21 protein-coding genes are annotated in these 21,509 nt (G+C 73.2%); 12 read left to right on the top strand and 9 right to left on the bottom strand.

Features of this window, described 5'->3' with window-relative positions:
• Positions 1-104: 104 nt before the first annotated feature.
• Positions 105-1,676: a sugar transferase gene (locus NCC78_RS07995; RefSeq protein ID WP_250792960.1), complete on the bottom strand. Its 1,572-nt coding sequence runs from the start codon at positions 1,674-1,676 to the stop codon at positions 105-107.
• Between the two features lie 266 nt (positions 1,677-1,942).
• Positions 1,943-2,803: an Fpg/Nei family DNA glycosylase gene (locus NCC78_RS07990; RefSeq protein ID WP_250792949.1), complete on the bottom strand. Its 861-nt coding sequence runs from the start codon at positions 2,801-2,803 to the stop codon at positions 1,943-1,945.
• Positions 2,804-2,935: 132 nt separating this feature from the next.
• Between NCC78_RS07990 and NCC78_RS07985 the strand changes: the two genes are divergently transcribed.
• Positions 2,936-4,234 carry a glycosyltransferase gene (locus NCC78_RS07985; protein WP_250792948.1) on the top strand — a complete coding sequence of 433 codons (1,299 nt, stop codon included), beginning with the start codon at positions 2,936-2,938 and terminating at the stop codon, positions 4,232-4,234.
• Positions 4,235-5,099: 865 nt separating this feature from the next.
• Here NCC78_RS07985 and NCC78_RS07980 read toward each other — a convergent pair.
• From NCC78_RS07980 to NCC78_RS07960, 5 genes are all read right to left on the bottom strand, one after another.
• Complete coding sequence (locus NCC78_RS07980) at positions 5,100-5,825, bottom strand: CDP-alcohol phosphatidyltransferase family protein (RefSeq protein WP_250792947.1); 726 nt, start codon at positions 5,823-5,825, stop codon at positions 5,100-5,102.
• Positions 5,800-6,867: an iron-containing alcohol dehydrogenase family protein gene (locus tag NCC78_RS07975; protein WP_250792946.1), complete on the bottom strand. Its 1,068-nt coding sequence runs from the start codon at positions 6,865-6,867 to the stop codon at positions 5,800-5,802. The genes NCC78_RS07980 and NCC78_RS07975 overlap by 26 nt, the downstream gene beginning before the upstream one ends.
• Positions 6,855-7,586: a phosphocholine cytidylyltransferase family protein gene (locus NCC78_RS07970; protein WP_250792945.1), complete on the bottom strand. Its 732-nt coding sequence runs from the start codon at positions 7,584-7,586 to the stop codon at positions 6,855-6,857. Before NCC78_RS07970 ends, NCC78_RS07975 begins: the two co-directional genes overlap by 13 nt.
• A gap of 80 nt (positions 7,587-7,666) precedes the next feature.
• Complete coding sequence (locus NCC78_RS07965; RefSeq protein ID WP_250792944.1) at positions 7,667-8,437, bottom strand: hypothetical protein; 771 nt, start codon at positions 8,435-8,437, stop codon at positions 7,667-7,669.
• Positions 8,434-8,883, bottom strand: a complete 450-nt coding sequence (locus tag NCC78_RS07960; RefSeq protein WP_250792943.1) for an NUDIX domain-containing protein — start codon at positions 8,881-8,883, stop codon at positions 8,434-8,436. The genes NCC78_RS07965 and NCC78_RS07960 overlap by 4 nt, the downstream gene beginning before the upstream one ends.
• Positions 8,884-8,997: 114 nt before the next feature.
• On the opposite strand from NCC78_RS07960, the gene NCC78_RS07955 reads away from it, so the two are divergent.
• From NCC78_RS07955 to corA, 4 genes are all read left to right on the top strand, one after another.
• On the top strand, positions 8,998-9,390 hold the full coding sequence (locus NCC78_RS07955; RefSeq protein ID WP_250792941.1) for a CBS domain-containing protein: 393 nt from the start codon (positions 8,998-9,000) through the stop codon (positions 9,388-9,390).
• A gap of 92 nt (positions 9,391-9,482) precedes the next feature.
• On the top strand, positions 9,483-9,941 hold the full coding sequence (locus NCC78_RS07950) for an ester cyclase (protein WP_250792939.1): 459 nt from the start codon (positions 9,483-9,485) through the stop codon (positions 9,939-9,941).
• Positions 9,942-10,047: 106 nt separating this feature from the next.
• Complete coding sequence (locus tag NCC78_RS07945) at positions 10,048-11,142, top strand: aminotransferase-like domain-containing protein (protein ID WP_250792938.1); 1,095 nt, start codon at positions 10,048-10,050, stop codon at positions 11,140-11,142.
• A gap of 354 nt (positions 11,143-11,496) precedes the next feature.
• Positions 11,497-12,642: a magnesium/cobalt transporter CorA gene (corA, locus tag NCC78_RS07940; protein WP_250792936.1), complete on the top strand. Its 1,146-nt coding sequence runs from the start codon at positions 11,497-11,499 to the stop codon at positions 12,640-12,642.
• A gap of 254 nt (positions 12,643-12,896) precedes the next feature.
• Here corA and NCC78_RS07935 read toward each other — a convergent pair whose 3' ends face one another.
• Entirely contained in the window at positions 12,897-13,730 is an 834-nt protein-coding gene (locus NCC78_RS07935; RefSeq protein ID WP_250792934.1) for a hypothetical protein, read from the bottom strand.
• Between the two features lie 84 nt (positions 13,731-13,814).
• On the opposite strand from NCC78_RS07935, the gene NCC78_RS07930 reads away from it, so the two are divergent.
• On the top strand, positions 13,815-14,345 hold the full coding sequence (locus NCC78_RS07930; RefSeq protein ID WP_250792932.1) for a peptidylprolyl isomerase: 531 nt from the start codon (positions 13,815-13,817) through the stop codon (positions 14,343-14,345).
• A 94-nt stretch (positions 14,346-14,439) separates the two neighbouring features.
• A complete protein-coding gene (locus NCC78_RS07925) occupies positions 14,440-15,354 on the top strand; it encodes a rhomboid family intramembrane serine protease (RefSeq protein ID WP_250792930.1) in 915 nt (304 codons plus the stop codon).
• Between the two features lie 72 nt (positions 15,355-15,426).
• On the opposite strand, the gene NCC78_RS07920 is transcribed toward NCC78_RS07925, so the two are convergent.
• On the bottom strand, positions 15,427-15,855 hold the full coding sequence (locus tag NCC78_RS07920; RefSeq protein ID WP_250792928.1) for a PH domain-containing protein: 429 nt from the start codon (positions 15,853-15,855) through the stop codon (positions 15,427-15,429).
• An 89-nt stretch (positions 15,856-15,944) separates the two neighbouring features.
• Between NCC78_RS07920 and NCC78_RS07915 the strand changes: the two genes are divergently transcribed.
• The 5 genes from NCC78_RS07915 to NCC78_RS07895 all read left to right on the top strand — a co-directional run bounded on the left by NCC78_RS07915 (position 15,945) and on the right by NCC78_RS07895 (position 21,374).
• The gene (locus NCC78_RS07915) at positions 15,945-17,117 is read left to right on the top strand and encodes a thiolase family protein (RefSeq protein WP_250792926.1); all 1,173 of its coding nucleotides are present in this window, start codon (positions 15,945-15,947) and stop codon (positions 17,115-17,117) included.
• 177 nt (positions 17,118-17,294) lie between these two features.
• On the top strand, positions 17,295-18,302 hold the full coding sequence (locus NCC78_RS07910; protein WP_250792924.1) for a phosphotransferase: 1,008 nt from the start codon (positions 17,295-17,297) through the stop codon (positions 18,300-18,302).
• A gap of 353 nt (positions 18,303-18,655) precedes the next feature.
• The gene (locus NCC78_RS07905; RefSeq protein WP_250792922.1) at positions 18,656-19,963 is read left to right on the top strand and encodes an SdrD B-like domain-containing protein; all 1,308 of its coding nucleotides are present in this window, start codon (positions 18,656-18,658) and stop codon (positions 19,961-19,963) included.
• A 137-nt stretch (positions 19,964-20,100) separates the two neighbouring features.
• Positions 20,101-20,613 carry a hypothetical protein gene (locus NCC78_RS07900; protein WP_250792959.1) on the top strand — a complete coding sequence of 171 codons (513 nt, stop codon included), beginning with the start codon at positions 20,101-20,103 and terminating at the stop codon, positions 20,611-20,613.
• A gap of 68 nt (positions 20,614-20,681) precedes the next feature.
• Complete coding sequence (locus NCC78_RS07895) at positions 20,682-21,374, top strand: response regulator transcription factor (protein ID WP_250792920.1); 693 nt, start codon at positions 20,682-20,684, stop codon at positions 21,372-21,374.
• The last annotated feature ends 135 nt before the right edge of the window (positions 21,375-21,509 follow it).

The following is a 21,509-nucleotide window of genomic DNA, read 5'->3' as shown; positions in this document are numbered from 1 at the left end:
AGCGATCCTGGCCCTTCCCGGCAGCCAGGCCAAGCCCCGGATCAGAACTGGCGGTGCCGCCGCCCCCGGTACCGAAAGCCTCGGGTCAGCTCGGACGACCGGGCCTAGTACGCGCCCTTGCGGGCGAGCACCACGCCGACCGTGCGCCACAGGATGCTCAGGTCGTACGCCAGCGACCAGTTGTCGACGTAGTAGAGGTCCAGCCGGACCGCCTCGTCCCAGGACAGGTCGGAGCGGCCGGAGACCTGCCACAGCCCGGTCATCCCCGGCCGGACCAGCAGCCGGCGGCGTACGTCGCCGAGGAAGTCGCCGTCGTCGGCGGGGAGCGGGCGCGGCCCCACCAGTGACATCTCGCCCCAGAGCACGTTGATCAGCTGGGGCAGCTCGTCCAGCGAGGAGGCGCGCAGGAAGCGGCCCACCGCGAAGACCCGGGGATCCTGCTTCATCTTGAACAGCATGCCGTCGGTCTCGTTCTGGTCGACCAGGCTGGCCAGCCGGTCCTCCGCGTCGACGTACATGGTGCGGAACTTCCAGACCCGGAAGGTGCGCCCCTCGTGGCCCACCCGGGGCTGGCGGAAGAAGACCGGGCCGGGGTCGGAGATCCGGATGGCGATCGCGATCGCCGCGAAGACCGGGGCGAGCATCAGCAGACCCAGCCCGGCGGCGACCCGGTCCATCAGGTTCTTGGCGAGCAGCGCCGGCCCGGAGAGGGTCGGCTCCTCGACGTGCAGCAGGGGCAGGCCCTCGATCGGCCGGATGTGCACCCGGGGCCCGGCGATGTCGGTGAGCTGCGGGGCGACGACCAGGTCGACGCCGGAGCCCTCCAGCTGCCAGGCCAGCCGGCGCAGCTCACCGGGCTCGGCGCTGGCCGAGCCGCAGACCGCGATCGTGTCGCCGCCGACCTCGCGGACCAGGGCCAGCACGTCGCGGCCCGCGTAGACCGGGACCGGGGTGTCCATGCCGCGGGCCGCCGCGTAGCCGTCGGTGATGTGGATGGCGACCGGCATCAGCCCCGCCGAGGGGTTGCGGGTGACCGCGGTGTAGACCTCCAGGCACTCCGGCAGGGTGCCGACCAGCACCATCCGGTGGGCGGCCTGGCCGGCGTTTCGCCGGATGACGTGCAGGACGAAGCGGGACAGGATCCGGCCCAGCAGGATCAGCAGCAGCGCGCCGAGCAGCGCGGTGCCGACCGTGTACCGGGAGAGGTCGGTCTTCGTGGCGAAGGCGACGAAGGAGACCGTGGCGGCGACCGCGACGCCGGCCCGGATCACCCGCTTGAACTCGTCGGGGCCCAGGCCGAGGTAGCGCCGGTCGTACGCCCCGTTGCCCCAGAGGATGACCACCCAGGCCAGCGGCAGCAGGAGGAACGCGACGGTGAAGAACCAGGTCGGGTCCTCCCGCGCGTTGTAGAAACCCGCGCGCGCCTGGTCGAAGGTGTGGATCGCGGTGTAACTGGCGAACGCCGCCGCGGCGAAGTCGAGTAGCAGCAGAATGACGGTGTAGGGGCGGTGCCAGCGAGAGACCCGGCGACGCGCCCGCGCCCAAGCCGACCGGGGTACGCCGTTGTGGGACGGCGGCGTCGGCGGCTGGATCTCGAAGCTGTCGACGTGCCGCACGAGTTTGCTCCGGCCTTCGTTGGTTACCGGGCGCTGGAGGCTTGTCGTCACCTCACCCATGTCCTCCCGCATGACACGTGCCGCTCACTCGCAGTGAAGGCCCGGGTCGCCCACCGTCCCAGTCTCCCACGCGGGCACCGACCCCGACGCGGACCCGAGGGACAGCGTGTGGTGCTGGTGCCGCATGGCGTCTGGCCGGCTCCATGCCATTTCAGAAGCCGGGGACCGAGCCACTATACCGATGGATGGCGACCCCGCCAGAGCCACGGACCGGACCTTCGACGCGGGATTACCGATTCCTCTCCGTAGTCGGTGAGGGAAGTCACTCACCGTACCAATCGGGACAACCGACGGTCAGCGAGCGGCTTGCCGCCGGTCTGGCAGGTCGCGCAGTACTGGAGGCTGGAGTCGGCGAAGGAGACCTCGCGGACGGTGTCCCCGCAGACCGGGCAGGGCTGCCCGGTGCGGGCGTGCACCTTCAGCCCGGAGCGCTTCTCCCCCTTCAGCTCCGCCGCGCGTTGCCCCGACGACCGGTTCACCGCGTCGCCGAGCACCTCGCGGGTCGCGGCGTGCAGGGTGGCCATCTGGTCGTCGGTCAGCCGGTGGGTCAGCGCGAACGGGGAGAGCTTCGCCGCGTGCAGTATCTCGTCGGAGTACGCGTTGCCGACGCCGGCCAGCACCGTCTGGTCGGTGAGCACCCCCTTGACCTGGCCCCGGCGGCTGCGCATCCGCTCGGTGAAGGTGGCCAGGTCGGCGGCGAGCGCGTCGGGGCCGAGCCGGGCCACCCCGGGCACCGCCGTCGGGTCGGTGACCAGGTAGACCGCGAGGCTCTTCTGGGTGCCGGCCTCGGTCAGGTCGAAGCCGGAGCCGTCGTCGAGGCGTACCCGCAGGGCGATCGGGCCCTTGCCGGGGCGCAGCGGGGTGGCGGACGGGAACGTCTCCCGGTAGTGCAGCCAGCCCGCCCGGGCCAGGTGGACCACCACGTGCAGGTCGCCGTCGAGGACCAGGTCGAGGAACTTGCCGTGCCGGCCGGCGTCCACCACCGCCCGCCCGGCCGCGGCGGTCGGCGCCGGGTCGTACGTCTTCAGGGCGTTGATCGCGGCGACCTCCAGCCGGTCGACGCGCCGCCCCACCGCGCGCTCGCGCAGGTAACCCGCGAGCGCCTCAACCTCCGGTAGTTCGGGCACCAGCCAACGGTAGCCTTCTTTCCCGTGAGCGCGAGGAACGAGCTCGCGAGTCCCCGCCGCGCGGGGATTGAAGTTGCGAGCCCCGCAGTCCCGCGCAGAGGCCGGCACGGCCGCGAACGAAAGGCAAGCCCCGTGAAGATCGTGGTGGCGCACAACCGGTACCGGGAAGCCCAGCCGTCCGGGGAGAACACCATCGTCGACGCGGAGATCGCTCAGCTCACCGCGGCCGGCGTGGAGGTGCTGCCGTTCATCCGCAGCTCGGACGAGATCCCGACGATGCCGAAGACGGCGAAGGCGCTGCTGCCCGTCTCCCCGATCTACGCGCCCCGCGCCCAGCAGGAGCTGGGCCGGCTGCTCACCGAGCACCGGCCGGACGTGCTGCACCTGCACAACCCGTACCCCCTGCTCTCGCCCTGGGTGGTGCGGACCGCGCACCGGCACGGCGTGCCGGTGGTGCAGACGGTGCACAACTACCGGCAGGTCTGCTCCTCCGGGCTCTACTTCCGGGACGGGATGATCTGCCAGGACTGCCGGGGCAGGGCCCTGGGCGTGCCGGCGATCGTGCACCGCTGCTACCGGGGCTCGCGGGCGCAGAGCGCGCTGATGGCCACCACGCTGGCCGTGCACCGGGGCACCTGGAAGTCGGTGGACCGGTTCGTCGCGCTGACCACGGCGGTCGCCGACCACCTGCGCGACTACGGCATCCCCGACGGGCGGATCGTGGTGAAGCCGAACGCGATCCCCGACCCGGGCCGTCCCGCCCCGCTGGGCGAGGGGTTCCTCTTCCTCGGCCGGCTCTCGCCGGAGAAGGGGCTCGACCTGCTGCTGGACGCCTGGCGGCGGCATCCGGACGGGGCGCTCGGCCCGCTGCGCATCGCCGGCGACGGCGAGCTGCGCCCGCTGGTCGAGGCGGCCGCCGCCGAGCGCGCGGACGTGACCTTCCTCGGCCCGCTGGACCGGACCGGGGTGCGCGCCGCCTTGGCGGCGAGCGCGGTGGTGCTGGCGACCTCCACCTGGCACGACGTGCTGCCCACCGTGATCATCGAGGCGCTGGCCGCCGGTCGCCCGGTGCTCGGCACCGCACTGGGCGGCATCCCGTACCTGGTCGGTGGGGACACCCCGCGCGAACCCGCCGGCACCGGACCGGCCGCCGTCGCCTCCGCCGTCGCCTCCGCCGTCCCCGGCGACGGGGCGGCTGCCCTGCCGGCTGCCCTGCCGACGGGTGTGGTGGCGGGCGAAGCTGGCTGGGTGGTGCCGCCGGAGCCGGCCGCGCTCGCCGCCGCGCTGCCGGTGGCCCGGGCCGGAGCCGCCGCGCTGGCCCCGGCCGCCCGCTCCCGCTACGAGCGCACCTTCCACCCCGACGTGGTGACCAAGCAGCTCATCGACATCTACGCCGGCGTAGTGGCTGCCGGGGCACCCGCCGAGCACTGAGCAGCCACCCCGCGCCCATCAAGCGTGCAGCCCGCATGCGTGCCCGCGTGCCTACCAAGCCGGAGCGCACATGCGTGCCCGCGCGCCTACCAAGCGTGGAGCCGGCCTGCGCGTCCGCGCGCCTACCAAGCGTGGAGCCCGCCTGCGCGCCTGAGCGCCTGCGCGCCTGCCGAGCCGCGGAGCGCGTCTGGGCACCTACCCGAGCCCTGAGCCCGTCTGCGCACCTGCTGCTACTGACTGTGATCGCGAAGTCAGCGACTGAGTGGGGTAACTCAGGGTGATGGCTCTGCACCGGACCGATGACCGGAGGCCGCCGCTCTCCGGCGCGCGGGTGTCGGCTGACCTGCGGCTTCGCCGCCACGCGCGTTCTCCCGCCCTACTCGCCCGCAGGCCCTTTGCTTTGCACCCATCCACGCACCGCACACTTTCAGTAGCTGGTGCGTCGGCGGGTGCAGAGCAAAGGGGCGCGACGGGAGGGATCGGAGGTGACCAGGAGGCGCGGGTTCTTGGTTACTCAGAGTCGCGCGGGTGGCGGAGTCCAGCTGCTGCGGGCCGCCCCGGTCGCTGCGGATCACCCAAGTCAGCCCCGAATCGCCCAGCTCGGCACGGATCGCCCATGTCGACGTTCATCGTCGAGTTCGGCGTGGGGTTCAGCTTGGCGTGGACCGCTCTGCTTGGCGTGGACCGCTCAGCTTGGCGCGAAACCACCCAGCATGGCGTTAACCCAGCTCGGCGCGAACCGCAGGTCGGCCCGGATGTCCAGGTGGGTGCGGATCGTCCAGGTCGCTGCGGATCGACCCGGCCGCGAGGATGGGGCGGGCGGGCGGCTGTGCGGTCGAGACGCTGGCCGGCTTCGGGGGGCAGCTCAGCGCAGCGAGGCGCGGGCGGAGAAGGCGATGCTGGCCAGCAGGAAACCGCCGTTGACGATCGTGAAGGCGACCATCACCCAGAGGGTGAGGGCGGGGGCGACGGCCAGCACCAGCGCGGCCACGAAGATCACCGCGCCGTAGTCGCGGACCAGCTTTACCAGGCGTACGGGAAGCGAGGTCGAGGTGACCATGCTGGCGGCGTTCGGGCCGGCCTGCATCACCGAGGTGACCAGGTTGACCATCCAGGTGCCGGCGAAGGTCGCCACCAGCCACGTCGGCGTCGACGGCCGCTGCGCCACTGCGGTCGCCGAGAGCGCGGCCACCAGGGCGATCTGCGCGGCCACGTCGCAGAGCACGTCGATCCGGGCGCCGGCGGCGCTGCGCTGGTCGGTCACCCGGGCGAGTTGCCCGTCGGCGCAGTCGAGGGCGTACGCGACCTGCCAGCCGACCAGCGCGAGCAGCCCTACCAGCCAGGCCGGCACCTCCCCGGCGGCGACCCGCCCGGCGAGCGCCACCACGGTGACCGAGGTGGCCAGGCCGAGCACCAGGTTGGTGATGGTCAGCGCGGTCGGGCGCAGCCCGAGGCGCTGGGCGACCAGCGCGAAGGCCGCCCCCAGCCACTGGCTGACCGATTCGCTGAACAGCCCACCGCCCCGGTTGACCCGGTGGAAGTCGGCGACGGTGGGACGGGACGGCTCAGCCAAGGTGGTCGCGGATTGCACCGGCGTAGTCTGCCAGCCGTTCCCGCGTCTCGGTAGGTGACATCTCGAGGTGTTCGAGGATGGTGTAACGGTCCGGCCGGGTCCGGGGCGCGTACTGCACCGCGTCGACGAACTGGTCGTCGGTCAGCCCCAGGTCGGCCGGGGCGGTGGCGAGCCCGTGCCGGTGCAGGCAGCGGGCGAGCTGACCGAACCGCTCCGGGTCGCCACGGAGGAAGGTGCAGAAGAGCGCACCCAACCCGACCTGCTCGCCGTGCGAGCCGGTGCCGGGGAAGAGCCGGTCGATCGCGTGCGAGATCTCGTGGTCCCCGCCGCTGGCGGGGCGGGTCGACCCGCAGACCGAACTCGCGATCCCGCCCAGGATCAACGCCTCGGCGAGCGTGGTGAGGAAGCCGTCGTCGGTGATCTTCCCGGGATGGTTGATCAGCGCCTCGGCGCCGGTGCGGGCCAGGGTCACGGCCAAGCCGTCGATCGGCTCGCCGCGTACCTGGTGGGCCAGTTCCCAGTCCGCGCAGGCGCTCAGGTTGCTGACCGCGTCGCCGATCCCGGCCTGGGTCTGCCGGTCCGGCCCGTTCTCCACGAAATCCAGGTCGACCACGACCGCGATCGGGATGTGCACCCCGTAGGAGCCCTTGCCGCCCTCGTGGTCGAGGGAGGCGGTCGGCGAGGCGATGCCGTCGTTGGCCAGGCTGGTCGCCACCGTCACCATCGGGATGCCGTAGCGGGTGGCGGCGTACTTGGCGGTGTCGATGGTCTTGCCGCCGCCGATGCCCACCACCGCGTCGTAGTGGCGGCGGCGCAGTCGGTCACCCAGCTCGTTGGCGGCGTCGATGGTGCCGCCGACGACCGTGAAGACGTCGGCCGCGCCCAGGCTGGGCCGGCACAGCTCGACGATCTTCTCGCCCTGGCCGGGGCCCACCACCACCGCGACGTCGCCGCCGGCGGAGATCCGCCGGTCGGCCAGGAGGGCGCCCAGGTCGGCCACCGCCCCGCGTCGGACCTCGATCGTCAGCGGGGTGTTGACCGTGCGGGCTAGTAGCGGCACGCGATCTCCCACGCCCGGGCCAGGTCGGCGTGGTTGTCGACCTCGACCCAGGAGACGTCGCCGATCGGCGCCGCCCGCACCTCTCCACCCCGGTCGGCGAACTCCTGGTAGCCGTCCTCGTAGTAGAGGTTCGGGTCGCGCCGCCAGGTCGTCTCCAGCGCGTCGGCGAGCGCGTCGGCGACCTGCGGCTCGATCAGCGTCGCGCCGATGTACTCCCCGTACGCCTCGCCCGGGTCCATCAGCTTGGTGATCCGGGTGAGCTGGCCGGCGGCGTCGAAGGTGGTCTTCATCTCCTCCTCCGCCAGCGGCTTGATGGTGTCCACGGCGAGCAGGATGCCCGGGCCGCGCTGGGCCAGCAGGGTCTTCTCCACGCTCACCGGGTGCACGGTGTCGCCGTTGACCAGCAGCACGCCCCGGGCGAAGTGCTCCCGGGCCAGCCAGAGGGAGTACGCGTTGTTCCACTCCTCGGCCTTGTCGTTGTGCACGAGGGTGAGCGTGACGCCGTACCGCTTCTCCAGGTCGGCCTGCCGGTCGCGGACCGCGTCGGCCGCGTAGCCGACGACGATCACGACGTCGGTGAGCCCCACCTCGGCGAGGTTGCGCAGCGCGATGTCGAGGATGGTCGTCTCACCGTCCACCGGCACCAGCGCCTTGGGCAGGGTGTCGGTGTACGGGCGCAGCCGACGCCCTGCCCCGGCTGCGAGCACCATCCCGATCATTGATGCGTCCTCCCTCGTACGACTCCCGGTCACCGGTGGAGGATAGCGCTGCGTGACAGCGGGGCCGTGGCCAACCGGGTTCAGCCCGGCAGGGCCGCCAGGTCGGCCAGGACGGCCAGCCGCTCCCCGGCGGTGAGCACCGCGTACGGGCCGGCCGCCCGGCGGTCGGTTTCCAGCTCGATGGCGAGCCGCTCCGGCCCGTCCGGCAGCGCGGCGACGCTCGACGCGGTGTGCCCCGCGGCGGTCCACGCGGCGGCGTGCGCGTCGGCCCGGTGGTAGCGCAGCGTGCCGAGCCGGTTGAGCAGCAGCACCCCGGGCGGGGTGCCGTCCGGCTCGTACGGCGGCGCCATCGCCGCGAACGCCTCGCCGGGGCCCGCGTCCTCCTCGTCGGCGAGCACCAGCGCGCACGCGAGCACCCGGCCGAGCGCCTCCACCAGCCGGAGCAACCGGTCGTCGTGCCCGGCCCAGAGCTCCTCGGTCACCTCGGCGTGCACCTGCCAGATCTCGGCGAGGAAGGCCAGGCCCCGCTCGGTGGCGGCGAGCCCGCCGTCCGCGCGGCGGTGGATCATCCCGTGGGCGACCTGCTTGTCCAGCGCCCGCCGGCACTCGGCCGGGTCCCGGTAACGGGTGACCGCCGCGAACCCGGCCCCGTCGACCGTGCCGCCGGGCGCGGCGAGCCGGGTACGGAACTCCACCAGGAAGCCGGTGGCCGCCGGTCCGCCGTACCGCTGGCTCAGCTCGGCGCCGCCGCCGTCGCGGCCGGCGAGCATGCCGGCGACGAACGTCCGGTCGACGGCCGGAGCGACCAGGCCGGCGAACAGGTGCGGCGCCAGCTCGACGGTGTCGTTCACAGACCGATCGAGCGCAGGGCGGCGAAGCCTTCCTCCGCGATCCGCCGGATCAGGCCGTCGTTGACGTCCCGGTGCTCGTCGAGCAGGCCGATCTCGTCGGCGGCGAGCCAGCGGAACTCGGTGTGCTTGCCCTCCTCCAGTCTCGGCCGGGCCAGATCGCCGTCCACCCGGACCAGCCAGTCGCTCTCGACGCGGGCCAGACCGTCGTCACCGACGTACCGGTACTCGCCGACGGGGCCGAGCACGTGCGACACGGCCCAGCCGGTCTCCTCGGTCACCTCGCGGCGCAACGCGTCCTGGACGGTCTCGCCCGGTTCCAGGTGCCCCCCGACGATGTCCCAGCAGTCGGGAAAGAGGCGCCGGTCGGGCGACCGGCGCTGAAAGAAGAGGCGGCCGTCGTCGTCGACGATCAGCGCGCCGGCGCAGCGCAGAGGCTCGGTGGACACGTCACGACAGTAGCGAGCGGCCCGGCATCCCGGCGACATGCGGTCTTGTCCCGGAAACATCGGGGGCGGAACATGTCCCTACCGGATGCCACCGTCCCAAAGGGGTGATGCGTGATGCAGGTACGGGAAGCGATGTCCAGCCAGGTTCTCGTGGTCGGTCCGGAGCACACGCTCCGGCAGGCGGCCCAGATGATGTCGGCCCGCGGTATCGGGTCGGCGGTCGTGATCGACCCGGATTCCGAGGGGGTCGGCATCATGACCGAACGCGACGTGCTCAACGCCATCGGGGCAGGCCTGGACTGCGACGTCGAGCGGACCGGCGCCCACCTCACCTGGGACGTGGTCTACGCCGGGCCGGAGTGGACGGTCGAGGAGGCGGCCGCGGCGATGGCCCGGGGCGGCTTCCGGCACCTGGTGGTGCTCGACGGGCGCGAGGTGGCCGGGGTGATCTCCGTCCGGGACATCATGCGGGTCTGGTCGGCCAACCGGATGGTCAACACCGGCTGAGACGGCTGTTCCGTCGCGGGTGTACCGGCCCGATCGACGGGTAGGAATCCCCTGCGGGCGCGGACGGGCCGCGATCCGTGGGGGAGGTCCTCATGCGCGGCGCGGATCGACTGGTCGAACAGCAGTACGCGATGCTCCTGCGGCGGGACGTGGCCCGGCTGCCGGACCTGTACGCGACGGACGCCTTCTACGCCATGCCCGGGGTCACGGTGCGCCCGATCGAGCTGCCCGCCCTCCTGCGCACCTGGACCGGGGCCTTCCCGGATCTCCGGGTGGACCGGACCGGCTCGGTGCAGACCGCCGGTGGGGCGGCAGTGGAGCAGCGGCTGACCGGCACCCACACCGGCGTGCTGCACACCCCGTTCGGCACCGTCGCGCCCACCGGCCGGGCGGTCAGCTGGGACGTGGTGGACGTGGTCCGGGTCCGGCGCGGCCGGATCGCGGCGTGGCGGTCCTACTTCGACTGGGGGCAGCTCATCGCGGCGCTCGGTCTGCACGTGGAGGGGCTTTCCCGGGAAGCGCAGCACGACCCGCTCGGCCTTCCGGTCTGACCTGTCGCCGACCCGTCGACGCAGGTCACCCGACCCGGTGGCTCAGGATGCGGACATCGCCGTGCCGTCCGCGCGCACCCCGTCGCCTTCCGTACGCTGAACAGCCATGACCGCCGAGCAGCTGATCTCCTTCGCCCGTGGCGCTCCCTCGCTGGACATCGTCGATGTCGAGGGGCTCAAGGCCGCCGCCGTCCGCGCGTTCGACGCCGATCCCGCCGGTGTGACGGCGTACGGCACCTCCGTCGGCTACCTTCCGCTGCGGAAGTGGATCGCCGAGAAGCACGGGGTCACCGCCGACCAGGTGCTGATCACCAACGGCTCGTTGCAGGCCGACGCGTTCCTCTTCGACCACCTGGTCCGCCCCGGCGACGCGGTGGTGGTGGAGCGGCCGACGTACGACCGGACCCTGCTCAACCTCCAGCGGATGGGCAGCGAGCTGCACGGCGTCACCATCCAGCCGGACGGGCTCGACACCGCCGAGCTGCGCAAGCTGCTGGAGTCGGGGGTGCGTCCGCGGCTGGCGCACGTCATCCCGAACTACCAGAACCCGGCCGGGGTGACCCTCTCCCTGGAGAAGCGGCGTGAGCTGCTCGACCTCGCCGCCGAGTACGAGTTCACGATCTTCGAGGACGACCCGTACGCCGACATCCGGTTCCGCGGCGAGGCGCTGCCGTCGATGCTGTCGCTCGACACCCGCGGCGTGGTGGTGCACGCCTCCAGCTTCACCAAGACGGTCTGCCCGGGCGTGCGGGTCGGCTACCTGGTCGGCCCGGCCGACCTGATCGCCGACATCGCGAAGAAGGCGACCAGCCTCTACATCTCCCCCGGCATGGTCTCCGAGGCGATCGTGCACCAGTTCTGCGTCTCCGGCGACATCGACCGCTCGATCGAAACGGTCCGGGCCGCCCTCGGGGAGCGGGCCCGGGTGCTCGCCGAGTCGCTGCGCCGGCACATCCCGGAGGCCCGGTTCGTGGAGCCGGACGGCGGCTACTTCCTCTGGGTCGAGCTGCCCGAGGACGTGCTGGTCGACGAGCTCGCCCCGGCGGCGGCCGAGCGCGGGGTCGCGGTGGTGAAGGGGAGCGACTTCGTCGTCGACGGCGGCCGGCACGCGCTGCGGCTGGCGTACTCGGCGGTCACGGCCGACCGGATCGACGAGGGCGTCCGGCGGCTCGCGGAGGCGATGGCGGCCGTACGGGGCTGATTTCTGTCGGGTTTCTGACAGTACGGCGATAGCGGTCGTTCCGGGTCTCCCGCCGGGGCGGCCGACGGCCCACAATGCTGCGAGCGTCACTCACCACGTGTAGCCGAAATCACCTCTGGGCGTCGGTTCCTTCCGCGCCCGGCGACGGGCCCGCCCCGGCCCTCCGGCGACACGTGGAGCGGCGCGACCAGCACAACCCCCGCCCCCACAGGGCGCCGGGTGGGCCGTGCCGTCCCCTCACCCCCCGATACGGCCCGGCCCACCCGGCGCCACCCCCTCGCCCGCTCGTCACCCGCGGTGATCATTCGCGTCGGCGTACCCTGCAAGCCGCAGCGGAGCGCGGGAGGGGGCGCGATGACGGACCGGGTGGAGCGGGGGCGGACGGCGTCGCCCAACGGCGGGTTGCTCAGGCCGCGGGACTGGGTGGCGCCGGTGCGGGCGATGACCCGCCGGCTCAACGCCGACGGCTCCCCACGCACCGCGGCGCCGATCGGCCCGCAGCGCAGCGCCGTCGTCGACTGCGCGCTCTACGTCGACGGCCGGCGGCAGCCCGGTGACCGGGACTACGCCGAGGCGCTGGCCGCGGCCCGCCGCGAGGAGCACGGCTTCGTCTGGCTCGGGCTGCACGAGCCGGAGCTGGACGAGATGTCCGCCATCGCCGCCACGTACGGGCTGCACGAGCTGGCGGTCGAGGACGCGGTCAAGGCCCAGCAGCGTCCCAAGCTGGAGCAGTTCGGCGAGGTCAGCTTCCTGGTGCTGCGGACCGCCCGGTACTGCGAGCACGTCGAGCTGACCGAGAACTCCGAGGTCGTCGAGACCGGCCAGGTGATGCTCTTCATCGGCCCGAACTTCCTGATCAGCGTCCGGCACGGGGACGCCTGCCGGCTCGCCCCCGTCCGGGCGGACCTGGAGAAGAAGCAGGAGCTGCTGCTCCAGGGGCCCTGGGCGGTGGCGTACGCGGTCACCGACCGGGTGGTGGACCTCTACCTGGAGGTCGCCGACCAGATCGAGGACGACCTGGACGACCTGGAGACCGAGGTGTTCGACCGTCAGGCCAGCGGCCGGATCCAGCGGATCTACCAGATGAAGCGGGAGCTGGTGGAGTTCAAGCGGGCGGTGACGCCGCTGCAACGCCCGCTGATGACGCTCACCGCGCAGATGAACCGGGACGTGCCGAAGGAGGTCCGCCGCTACTTCCGGGACGTGCAGGACCACCTCAGTCGCACCGTCGAGCAGGTCAACTCCTACGACGACCTGCTCAACTCGATCCTCCAGGCGCGGCTGGCCCAGGTCACGGTCGACCAGAACAACGACATGCGCAAGATTGCCGCCTGGGCGGCCATCGCCGCGGTCTGGACCGCCATCGCCGGCATCTACGGCATGAACTTCGAGGTCATGCCCGAGCTGCGAATGACGTACGGGTACCCGGTCGTGCTGGCCCTGATGCTGGCTATCTCGCTCGCCCTCTACCGCTGGTTCCGCCGCAACGGCTGGCTCTGACCCACCCGGCACGGCCCGTCACCCGCCGCGATCACCCGGTTGCGATGGGCCTGCCCGTGGCGGGCGGCGCAAGGCCACCAGGTCGCCGAAGCCCCTCGTTCGCGGCATTCGCGGCTTTCGTCCGGGCGGAAACTGCAAGATCGCGAGGGCGAGGGCGAGGGCGAGGGCCAGGGTGAGGGCGAGGGCTGGGCGCGCGGAAGCGCCGGCGGTACGGGGGTGAGCCCGCCTCGCCGGCGCTTTCCGTCGACCTTGGATCAGCGGCGACCGTTGGTGCGGGCGGTGTCCTTGCCCAGCGCCTTGGTGAGGTCGTCCGCCGGACGGCCGGAGACGTCCTTGGCACCCTCGGCCACCGACGGCACCTTGTCCGTCGCACGGACCGTGGACTGCTTGCCCGGGCTGGTGGTGGAGGCGCTGTCGCCCCCGGCCACCGCCGAGCTGCCGGCGCCGGTCGGGCCGCCGGCCACGCCCGAGCCGCTGGACATGGTGGACGAGTCGGGCACCTTGGCGCCGCCGGCCGACGGCGTCCTGACCTCGATGCTCTCCACCTCGTCGCGCATCGGCTCCAGCGTGCGGGTCGGGTCGTACTCGCTCCACTCCTGCTGCTCACGACGGCGACGCATCGCCATCGCGCCGGCCACACCGGCCACCGCCCCGGCCGCGAGCAGACCGGTCAACATGGACCCGCCCCGGCGGGACTTCTTCTTCGACGCCTTCATGTTCTTCGCCTTGACCTTCCTGGCCACCGCGGCCTGTTTGGCGGAGGCGGCCTTCCGGCTGGCGAGGGCCTTGCCCGCCGCCTCGGCCTGGGCGTTGCGGACGACCAGGGCCAGCGGCGCCAGTGCCGCCACCGTCGACGCGAAGCCGCTGGACGCGCGGTCCCGCACGATGACGGCGGTCGGCGCGACCGCACCCCGGGCCGCCTGGACCCGCGGCCCGACGCTGGACCCGGCACCCTTCGCGGCGTACGTGGCCGCCTGCCTCAGGTGACCGATGCCCTGGTTCAGCTCCGCCTTGGCCAGCTGCCCCTGGGTCTTGCGCCGCCCGATTCCAAACACGGTCCCACCTCCTGGGAGTTGTTCCTTCGTCATCCTCCACCTTCGGATGCCTCCGCACTGCCAGATCGGGCACATGGGAGGATCCGCATGGAACTGACCAACAAGTGAGGAGTACCCGTGGCCGAGGCTGTCTACGCCACCTTGCACACCAACGCCGGCCCGATCCGGCTGGAGCTCTTCCCCAACCACGCTCCGAAGACCGTCCGCAACTTCGTGGAACTGGCCGAGGGCACCGCGCAGTACACCGACCCGCGTACCGGCCAGCCGGGGAGCGGGCCGTACTACGACGGCACCATCTCGCACCGGGTGATCAGCGGCTTCATGGTCCAGATGGGCGACCCGACCGGCACCGGCCGGGGCGGCCCGGGCTACCAGTTCGGTGACGAGTTCCACCCGGAGCTGCGTTTCGACCAGCCGTACCTGCTGGCGATGGCGAACGCCGGGCCGGGCACCAACGGCTCGCAGTTCTTCATCACCGTCTCGCCGACGCCGCACCTGAACAACCGGCACACCATCTTCGGGCGGGTGGCCGACGAGCAGTCGGTGAAGGTCGTCGATTCGATCGCCAACACCCCGACCGGCCCGAACGACCGGCCGCTGCAGGACGTCGTCATCGAGCGGGTCGAGATCGAGCGCAGCGCTTCCTGAGGCAGGTGCGAGGTACCTTTGCCGACATGATTGAGCGCTCCGGAACCGGGGATCGGCTCGTGGGCCGCGTGGCCCCGGGCGGAAGGCGGGCGGCGTGAGCGAGTCCCCGCCGACCACACCGGTCTGTTACCGGCACCCTGGCCGGGAGACGTACGTCCGCTGCACCCGCTGTGACCGGTCGATCTGCCCGGACTGCATGCGGGAGGCGTCCGTCGGGTTCCAGTGCCCGGAATGCGTGGCAGAGGGACGCCGTAGTGTGCGGCCGGCGCGTACCGCCTTCGGTGGCGGTGCCGCCGGCCGGCACGGCTACGTGACCAAGGCGCTGATCGCGCTGAACGTGCTGCTGATGGTCCTCTCCATCGCCTCCGACCGGGGCGGGGACGCCGCCGTCGGCGGCTCCGGCTTCGGCGGGCTGATGGGCGGCAGCACGCCGCTGACCGACTGGGGTGCGGTGCTCGGCGGCGCGCTCTTCCCGGACGGCACGGTCGGCGGCATCGCCGAGGGCGAGTGGTACCGCCTGGTCACCGCGATGTTCCTCCACTACGGCGTGATCCACCTGCTGCTCAACATGTGGGCGCTGTGGGTGCTCGGCCGGTCGCTGGAGGCCAACCTCGGGCCGCTGCGCTTCGCGGCGCTCTATCTCGTCTCGGGCCTGGGCGGGAACGTCGCCGCCTACCTGTTCAGCGAGCAGAACCGGCTCACCGCGGGCGCCTCGACCGCCATCTTCGGTCTCTTCGCCGCGCTCGTCATCATCGAACGGAAGATGGGGCGGGACATCTCCCAGGTGCTCCCCATCCTGGTGATCAACCTGGTCTTCACGTTCACCGTCCCGGGCATCTCCATCCCCGGCCACCTCGGCGGGCTGGTGGTCGGTGGGCTGATAGCGCTCGTGCTCGCGTACGCCCCGCGGTCCCGGCGCACGCTGGTGCAGGTCGCCGGGGGCGCGGTCATCGTGGCGGCGCTGCTCGGGCTGGCCCTGGTCCGCACGGCCGTCATCCTCGGCGGCTGACCACCGCCCGTGGCGAGCGGGCCGGCCGCCGGCGTCCCGATAGGGGCGCGCCGGCCGTCCCGGGGGCCGGCGTCAGGCCGGGCGGGCGGCGTGCAGGGTGTCGGCGACCTCGGCCGGTTCGGCGCCCAGGTCGTGCCGGCCGAAGAGGTGCAGCGACTCCCCGGCGTCGATCTCCAGCACCTCGCTGGTCAGGCCCATCCGGGCGCGGCGGTCCACGGCGATCGCCTCGATGCTCGACCAGGGCAGCCGGCGGCGGCCCGCGAAGCCACTGATCACCGTGACCCCCTCGCGGTCCACCGCGAGCCGCACCGGCGCGACCAGGTCGCGGGCCGCCCAGCCGGCCAGCGCCACGGCCGTGACCACGGCCAGCGCCAACTGGACCAGATCCCCCTCGTAAAGAAGCAGCGCGAGCGCGGCCAGCGCGACCGCGCCGGTCAGCTTGAGCACCGGCAGGACGGGCGACACCCGCCACTGCCGGGCCGGGGACGGTTGCGGATGCATCCGTCCAGGATGCCAGCGCACCCGGGGGAGGACGACCGGCCCGCCGAGGACGTAGGATCGGGAACAAGCCAGGTTACCGGGGAGTAGTCATGAGTGACGCAGTCATCGTCGGCGCGGTACGCACCCCGGTCGGGCGGCGCAAGGGCAGCCTGGCCGCCCTGCACCCGGTCGACCTTTCGGCGCACGTGCTGCGCGCCCTCGCCGAGCGCACCGGCATCGACCCGGGCCAGGTCGACGACGTGGTCTGGGGCTGCGTGTCCCAGGTCGGCGAGCAGTCGTGGAACATCGCCCGCAACGGTGTGCTGGCCGCCGGCTGGCCCGAGTCGGTCCCGGGCACCACGCTCGACCGGCAGTGCGGCTCCAGCCAGCAGGCGCTGCACTTCGCCGCCGCCACCGTGCTCTCCGGGCAGGCCGACCTGGTCGTCGCGGGCGGCGTCGAGTCGATGACCCGGGTGCCGATGGGCTCCAGCGTCGCCGGCGGCATGCCCTTCAGCGACCAGCTGCGCGACCGCTACCGGGGCGTCGAGGGCTTCGCCGCCGACGCGCCGCTGCCGTTCAACCAGGGCGTCGGGGCCGAGCTGATCGCCGAGCGCTGGCGGTTCTCCCGGGCCCAGCTCGACGAGTTCGCGCTGGCCAGCCACGAGAAGGCCGCCGCCGCGCAGGACGCCGGCGCCTTCGACCCTGAGCTGGCCCCGGTGGCCCTGGCCGACGGCGGCAAGTTCGCCGCCGACGAGGGCATCCGGCGCGACACCTCGCTGGAGAAGCTCGGCGAGCTGCCCACCCCCTTCCGGCCCGACGGCGTGGTCACCGCCGGCTCCGCGTCGCAGATCTCCGACGGGGCGGCCGCGCTCGCCGTGACGACCAGCGAGTGGGCCAGCCGACACGGGCTGCGCCCGCTGGCCCGCATCCACACCGCCGTGGTCGCCGCCGACGACCCGGTGGTCATGCTCACGGCGCCGATCCCGGCCACCGCGAAGGCGCTGCGCCGCGCGGGGCTGGGCATCGAGGAGATCGGGGTGTACGAGGTGAACGAGGCCTTCGCCCCGGTGCCGCTGGCCTGGCTGGCGGAGACCGAGGCGGACCCGGAGCGGCTCAACCCGCGCGGCGGCGCGATCGCGCTGGGGCACCCCCTCGGCGCGTCCGGCGCCCGGATCATGACCACGATGCTCGGTCACATGCGCGACAACGGCATCCGCTACGGCCTGCAGACCATGTGCGAGGGCGGCGGCATGGCCAACGCCACCATCGTCGAACTCCTCTGAGCCCGCCCCCTCCACCCCACCTGGGCCGTCCCGCCTCCGGTCACCGACCCGCGCTGCCGGTGCCGATCCGTCACGCTTCCGGTCGCGGGCACGTGGTGCCGGTCCGTCGCGACCGTGACCGTGCCGGGGACGGAATTGCGGTGGTCCGGCGGTGCGGGGGCGGCTAGGTTGCCCGGCGTGGATGGGGATGCGGGTGGCGGGGCCGTGGCGGTCGGGTGGGACGAGCCGGGCTGGCGGGCCGAGGCGCTGGACTGGGTGACCGGGGAGCTCGCGCGGCAGGGGCGACGGGTGACCGGGCCGGTCGAGGCGCGGGTGCGCCCGTGGTCGCTGGTCTGGCGGGTGCCGACCGACACCGGGGACACCTGGTTCAAGGCGAACAATCCCGGCACGCTCCACGAGGCGGGGCTGCTGGCCGCGCTGGCCCGGCTCGCCCCCGGCCGGGTGCTGGACCCGATCGCGGCGGACCCCGGGCGCGGCTGGTCCCTGCTGCCCGACGGGGGCGGATCGCTGCGCGACCTGCTGGCGCGTGAGGGCGACCTGACCCGCTGGGAACGGATCCTGCCCGAGTACGCGGACCTCCAACGCACCGTCGCCGTCAGCGCCGACGAACTGCTCTCCCTCGGGGTGCCCGACCACCGGCCGGAACGGCTGTCGACGCTGTTCGCGCAACTGCTTGACGACGAGGAGGCGCTGCTGATCGGCCGGGAGGGCGGGCTCACCGCCGAGGCGCACGAACGGTTGCGCGCCCACCGGCCGTCGTTCGCCGGGAAGTGTCGGCGACTGGCGGAGTCCGGTATCGCCCCCACCATTCAGCACGACGACCTGCACGACGGCAACGTCTTCGCCGCCGCCGACGGGTACCGCTTCTTCGACTGGGGGGACGCCTCCGTCGCGCATCCGTTCGGCAGCCTGCTGGTCACGATCAGGTCCGTCGCGCACACCTTCGAGCTGGGCCCCGGCGACCCGGCGCTGGGCCGGCTGCGCGACGCCTACCTGGAGGCCTGGACGGACCGGCACGACCGGGCGGCGCTGCGCGAGACGGCCACCCTGGCGGTCGACGTCACCAAGGTCAGTCGCGCTCTGTCCTGGCGGCGCGCCCTCGACACCCCCGACCCGGCCCGCGTCGAGTACGCCGCCGCGGTGCCGGGTTGGCTGGAGGAGCTCTTCGCGCCGGACCCGCGGTGAGTGCCGACCACCCGGCGATGCCGGGCTACCGCCGCGCCCCTGCGGGCGATGCCGGGCTACCGCCGCGCCTGCCGGCGCTGCGCCAGCAGGTCCGCGGCGGACCGGGAGGAGGAGAGCACCCGGGCCAGCCGGTCCTGCCGCACCCGGCGCCGAGCCTGCCGGCGGTGCGCCTCGACCGCCCCGGCGCGGCGTGCCGAACCACCCTGCCGGGTAACGCCGCCGGGATGATCGACGCTTCAACGGGTGGACGCCGGCGACGTCCACTGCGGACGGCGGTCGTACCGCCGGCCCGGTAGGCCGTCGGCGCCCCGGCGACGGGCACCCCGCCGCCGTCCCGTCAAGGAAAGGCCTGCATGCAGCGCATTCGCTCCACCCGTCCGGAGATCCGCGCGCTCCGCGCCGGAACCGCGGTCCTCGCCTTCACCGCCGCCACCGCCGGGCTCGCCTCCGCCCCGGCGGCTGCCGCTCCGGCGCGCCCCGACCTCGCCGTCACCGTCTCACCCGACCCCGCCCGGCTCCCCACCGGCGGTCAGGTGGTCGGCGTCGGGGTCGGCCTCGTCAACCAGGGCCGCGCCGTCGCCGACGGCGTGACCCTCACGTTCCAGTTCCCCGACGGCGTGTCGCCGGCCGGCGAGGGTGGCATCCCCTCCGACAGCCCGTGGCGGTGCGTGCTCTCCGTGCCCGTCACGACCTGCACCCACCCGGCCCTCGCGGCCGGCGAGGCCGCCGCCCCGTTGAAGCTCCGGATCACCCTCCCCGGCGGTCCCGACGGCACCTCGGTCACGGTGCCCGTGGCGGCCAGCACGAGCAGCCGCGAGACGGCCACCGGCAACAACGCCGCGAACGCCGTCTTCACGTACGACGCCAGCATCGTCATCCCGGAGCCGCACGGCTCCGACCTGCGTTTCGTCAGCCTGGACACCCGCCCCTACTGGGTGGTCGCCGGCGACCGGGTGCGCAACGTCTTCGAGTTCGAGAACGCCGGCGACCAGGTGGCCGAGGACGTGGTCCTGCGCGTCACCCTCGATCCCAACCTGCGGCCGGAGCCGGCGGAGAGCGCCACCTTCCCGTGGCAGTGCGTCACCCTGGCCGACGGTTGGGAGTGCCGGCACGAGCCGATGGCCCCCGGTGAGCGCGACCTGATCGGCTTCGACTCGACGGTGACCGGCGGCGTCGCCGGTGACCTGTTGAAGGTGGAGGGCCTGCTCAGCACCTCCACGCCGGAACTCAACGACAGCAACGGCATCTGGAACCACCTGGAGTACGCGGACACCAGCACGGTGCACGGGCGGCTCTGGCTGGACACGGACGTCGACGGCCAGCGGGACGCCGACGAGCCGGCGGTGGACCCGACCACCGGGAACGTCTCGGTCCAGTTGGTGCCCACCTTCGAGGCGAACGGCCCCGCGATCAGCGTTCCGGTGAACGCCGACGGGACGTACTCCGTCGAGGCCAAGCCGGACGAGTACGTCGTCGAGGTGCGGGTCGCCGTCGGGGCGTACGACTTCACGGTCACCGACCAGGGCGACGACGCCGCCGACTCGGACATCTACCGGTACACGACGGAGGGCGAGGAGCGCGTCGGGCGCAGCAGCGCCACGTACCTGTACAACGGCACCGAGCTGGTGGTCGACACCGGCCTGGTCCGGGCCGCGGCCTGAGCCACCGGCGCGCCCCGATCCCGCGGCGGGGGTCGGGGCGCGCCGGGATCGGACAGGCGGTGCGACGCGGGCGCGTGGAAGTTCCAAAAACCGGGCGTGACCCACGTCACCCCTGAATGCCCGTCGTTGGGCAGAGCATGGACGTCTTCTCCCGAACGTTCCTCCCGGCCGCCTCCGAGGCCGGCCTGGCGGTGCAGACCGCCACTCGACACATGCCGGTCTTCCGGCGCTGCGTCGGCTCCGGCGACGCCACCATCCTGGTCACCCGGTGCAGCCGCCCCGACCGCCCGATGTCCGGCGAATACCTTCTCCTGCTGACCCACCGGCGGCTGGTGGTCACCCAGCAGACCCGGGTGCTGCACCGCCTGCGCCTGCACCTCAACACCGAGCTGCGGGAACTCAGCAACGTCACCTGGAGCCCCGACCCGCGGCTGCACTCCGTGGAACTGGCCGCCACCGCGATCGACGGCATCCGCGAGCGGTTCCTCGTCCGGACCCACCACCCGAAGCAGGTGTGGCAGCTCGACGCGCTGCTCAACCACGCCTTCCGCACCCGGCTGCGCACGCCCCGGGAGCGGATCGTCGCCACCATCGGCGACGCGCCCGCCTCCGCGAGGCCCGCCGCGTTCCGCCCCGCCGTGCTGCACTGACCGGGTCCTTACCGAACCCGAACACGCGCTGACGTTCCGCACGTCGTCCGGTCGGCAATCATGGGCCGGTGACCGTCGACGCGCAGCAGCGCGGCCTCGTCCTCGTGGTCGAGGACGAGCCCGCCATCGCCGACCTGGTCCGGCTCTATCTGAGCCGGGACGGGTTCGGCGTACACCTGGAACGGGACGGGGCGGCCGGTCTGGCCGCCGCCCGCCGGCTGCGCCCGGTGGCCTGCGTCCTCGACATCTCGCTGCCCGGCCTGGCCGGCACCGAGGTCTGCCGGCGGCTGCGCGAGGGCGGCGACTGGACCCCGGTCATCTTCCTCACCGCACGGGACGACGAGGTCGACCGGATCGTCGGCCTGGAGTTGGGCGCGGACGACTACGTCACCAAGCCGTTCAGCCCCCGCGAGCTGGTCGCCCGGGTGCGGGCGGTGCTGCGGCGCACCGCCGGGGTGCCGGCGGGGACGGACCGGCCCCGGGTCGTCGGCGCGGTGATCCTCGACCCCGCCCGCCGCACGGTGACCGCCGACGGCGCACCGGTCCAGCTCACCTCCACCGAGTTCGACCTGCTCGCCCACCTGATGGCCCGGCCCGGGCGGGTCTTCACCCGGGAGGAGCTGCTCGCCGGGGTCTGGGGCTACGCCGCGCACGCCGGCACCCGGACCGTCGACGTGCACGTGGCGCAGGTCCGCGCGAAGCTCGGGGCGGCCGGCGTGATCCGCACCCACCGGGGCGTGGGGTACGCCGCCGATGGCTGAGCCGACCGTCGCGCTGCCGGTGATCGGTCCCCGGCCGCCCGCCCCCCGCCCCCGCGTCGGTCGGACGCTGACCGCCCGCGCGGTGCTGGTGACGTGTGCGGTGGCGCTGGTGTCGGTGCTGGTCACCGCGATCGT

This window comes from Micromonospora phytophila, from assembly GCF_023656545.1.
Lineage (GTDB): Bacteria > Actinomycetota > Actinomycetes > Mycobacteriales > Micromonosporaceae > Micromonospora > Micromonospora phytophila.
The sequence above is the reverse complement of the archived record's forward strand: the minus strand, read 5'-3'. Positions and strand labels throughout refer to the sequence as shown.

Bases quoted from the DNA above. Each gene is read 5' to 3' on its own strand.
- NCC78_RS07995 (WP_250792960.1), bottom strand. From the start codon at position 1,676: ATGGGTGAGGTGACGACAAGCCTCCAGCGCCCGGTAACCAACGAAGGC.
- NCC78_RS07970 (WP_250792945.1), bottom strand. From the start codon at position 7,586: ATGATCGGGATGGTGCTCGCAGCCGGGGCAGGGCGTCGGCTGCGCCCG.
- NCC78_RS07955 (WP_250792941.1), top strand. From the start codon at position 8,998: ATGCAGGTACGGGAAGCGATGTCCAGCCAGGTTCTCGTGGTCGGTCCG.
- NCC78_RS07950 (WP_250792939.1), top strand. From the start codon at position 9,483: ATGCGCGGCGCGGATCGACTGGTCGAACAGCAGTACGCGATGCTCCTG.
- NCC78_RS07945 (WP_250792938.1), top strand. From the start codon at position 10,048: ATGACCGCCGAGCAGCTGATCTCCTTCGCCCGTGGCGCTCCCTCGCTG.
- corA (WP_250792936.1), top strand. From the start codon at position 11,497: ATGACGGACCGGGTGGAGCGGGGGCGGACGGCGTCGCCCAACGGCGGG.
- NCC78_RS07935 (WP_250792934.1), bottom strand. From the start codon at position 13,730: ATGACGAAGGAACAACTCCCAGGAGGTGGGACCGTGTTTGGAATCGGG.
- NCC78_RS07920 (WP_250792928.1), bottom strand. From the start codon at position 15,855: ATGCATCCGCAACCGTCCCCGGCCCGGCAGTGGCGGGTGTCGCCCGTC.
- NCC78_RS07915 (WP_250792926.1), top strand. From the start codon at position 15,945: ATGAGTGACGCAGTCATCGTCGGCGCGGTACGCACCCCGGTCGGGCGG.
- NCC78_RS07905 (WP_250792922.1), top strand. From the start codon at position 18,656: ATGCAGCGCATTCGCTCCACCCGTCCGGAGATCCGCGCGCTCCGCGCC.
- NCC78_RS07900 (WP_250792959.1), top strand. From the start codon at position 20,101: ATGGACGTCTTCTCCCGAACGTTCCTCCCGGCCGCCTCCGAGGCCGGC.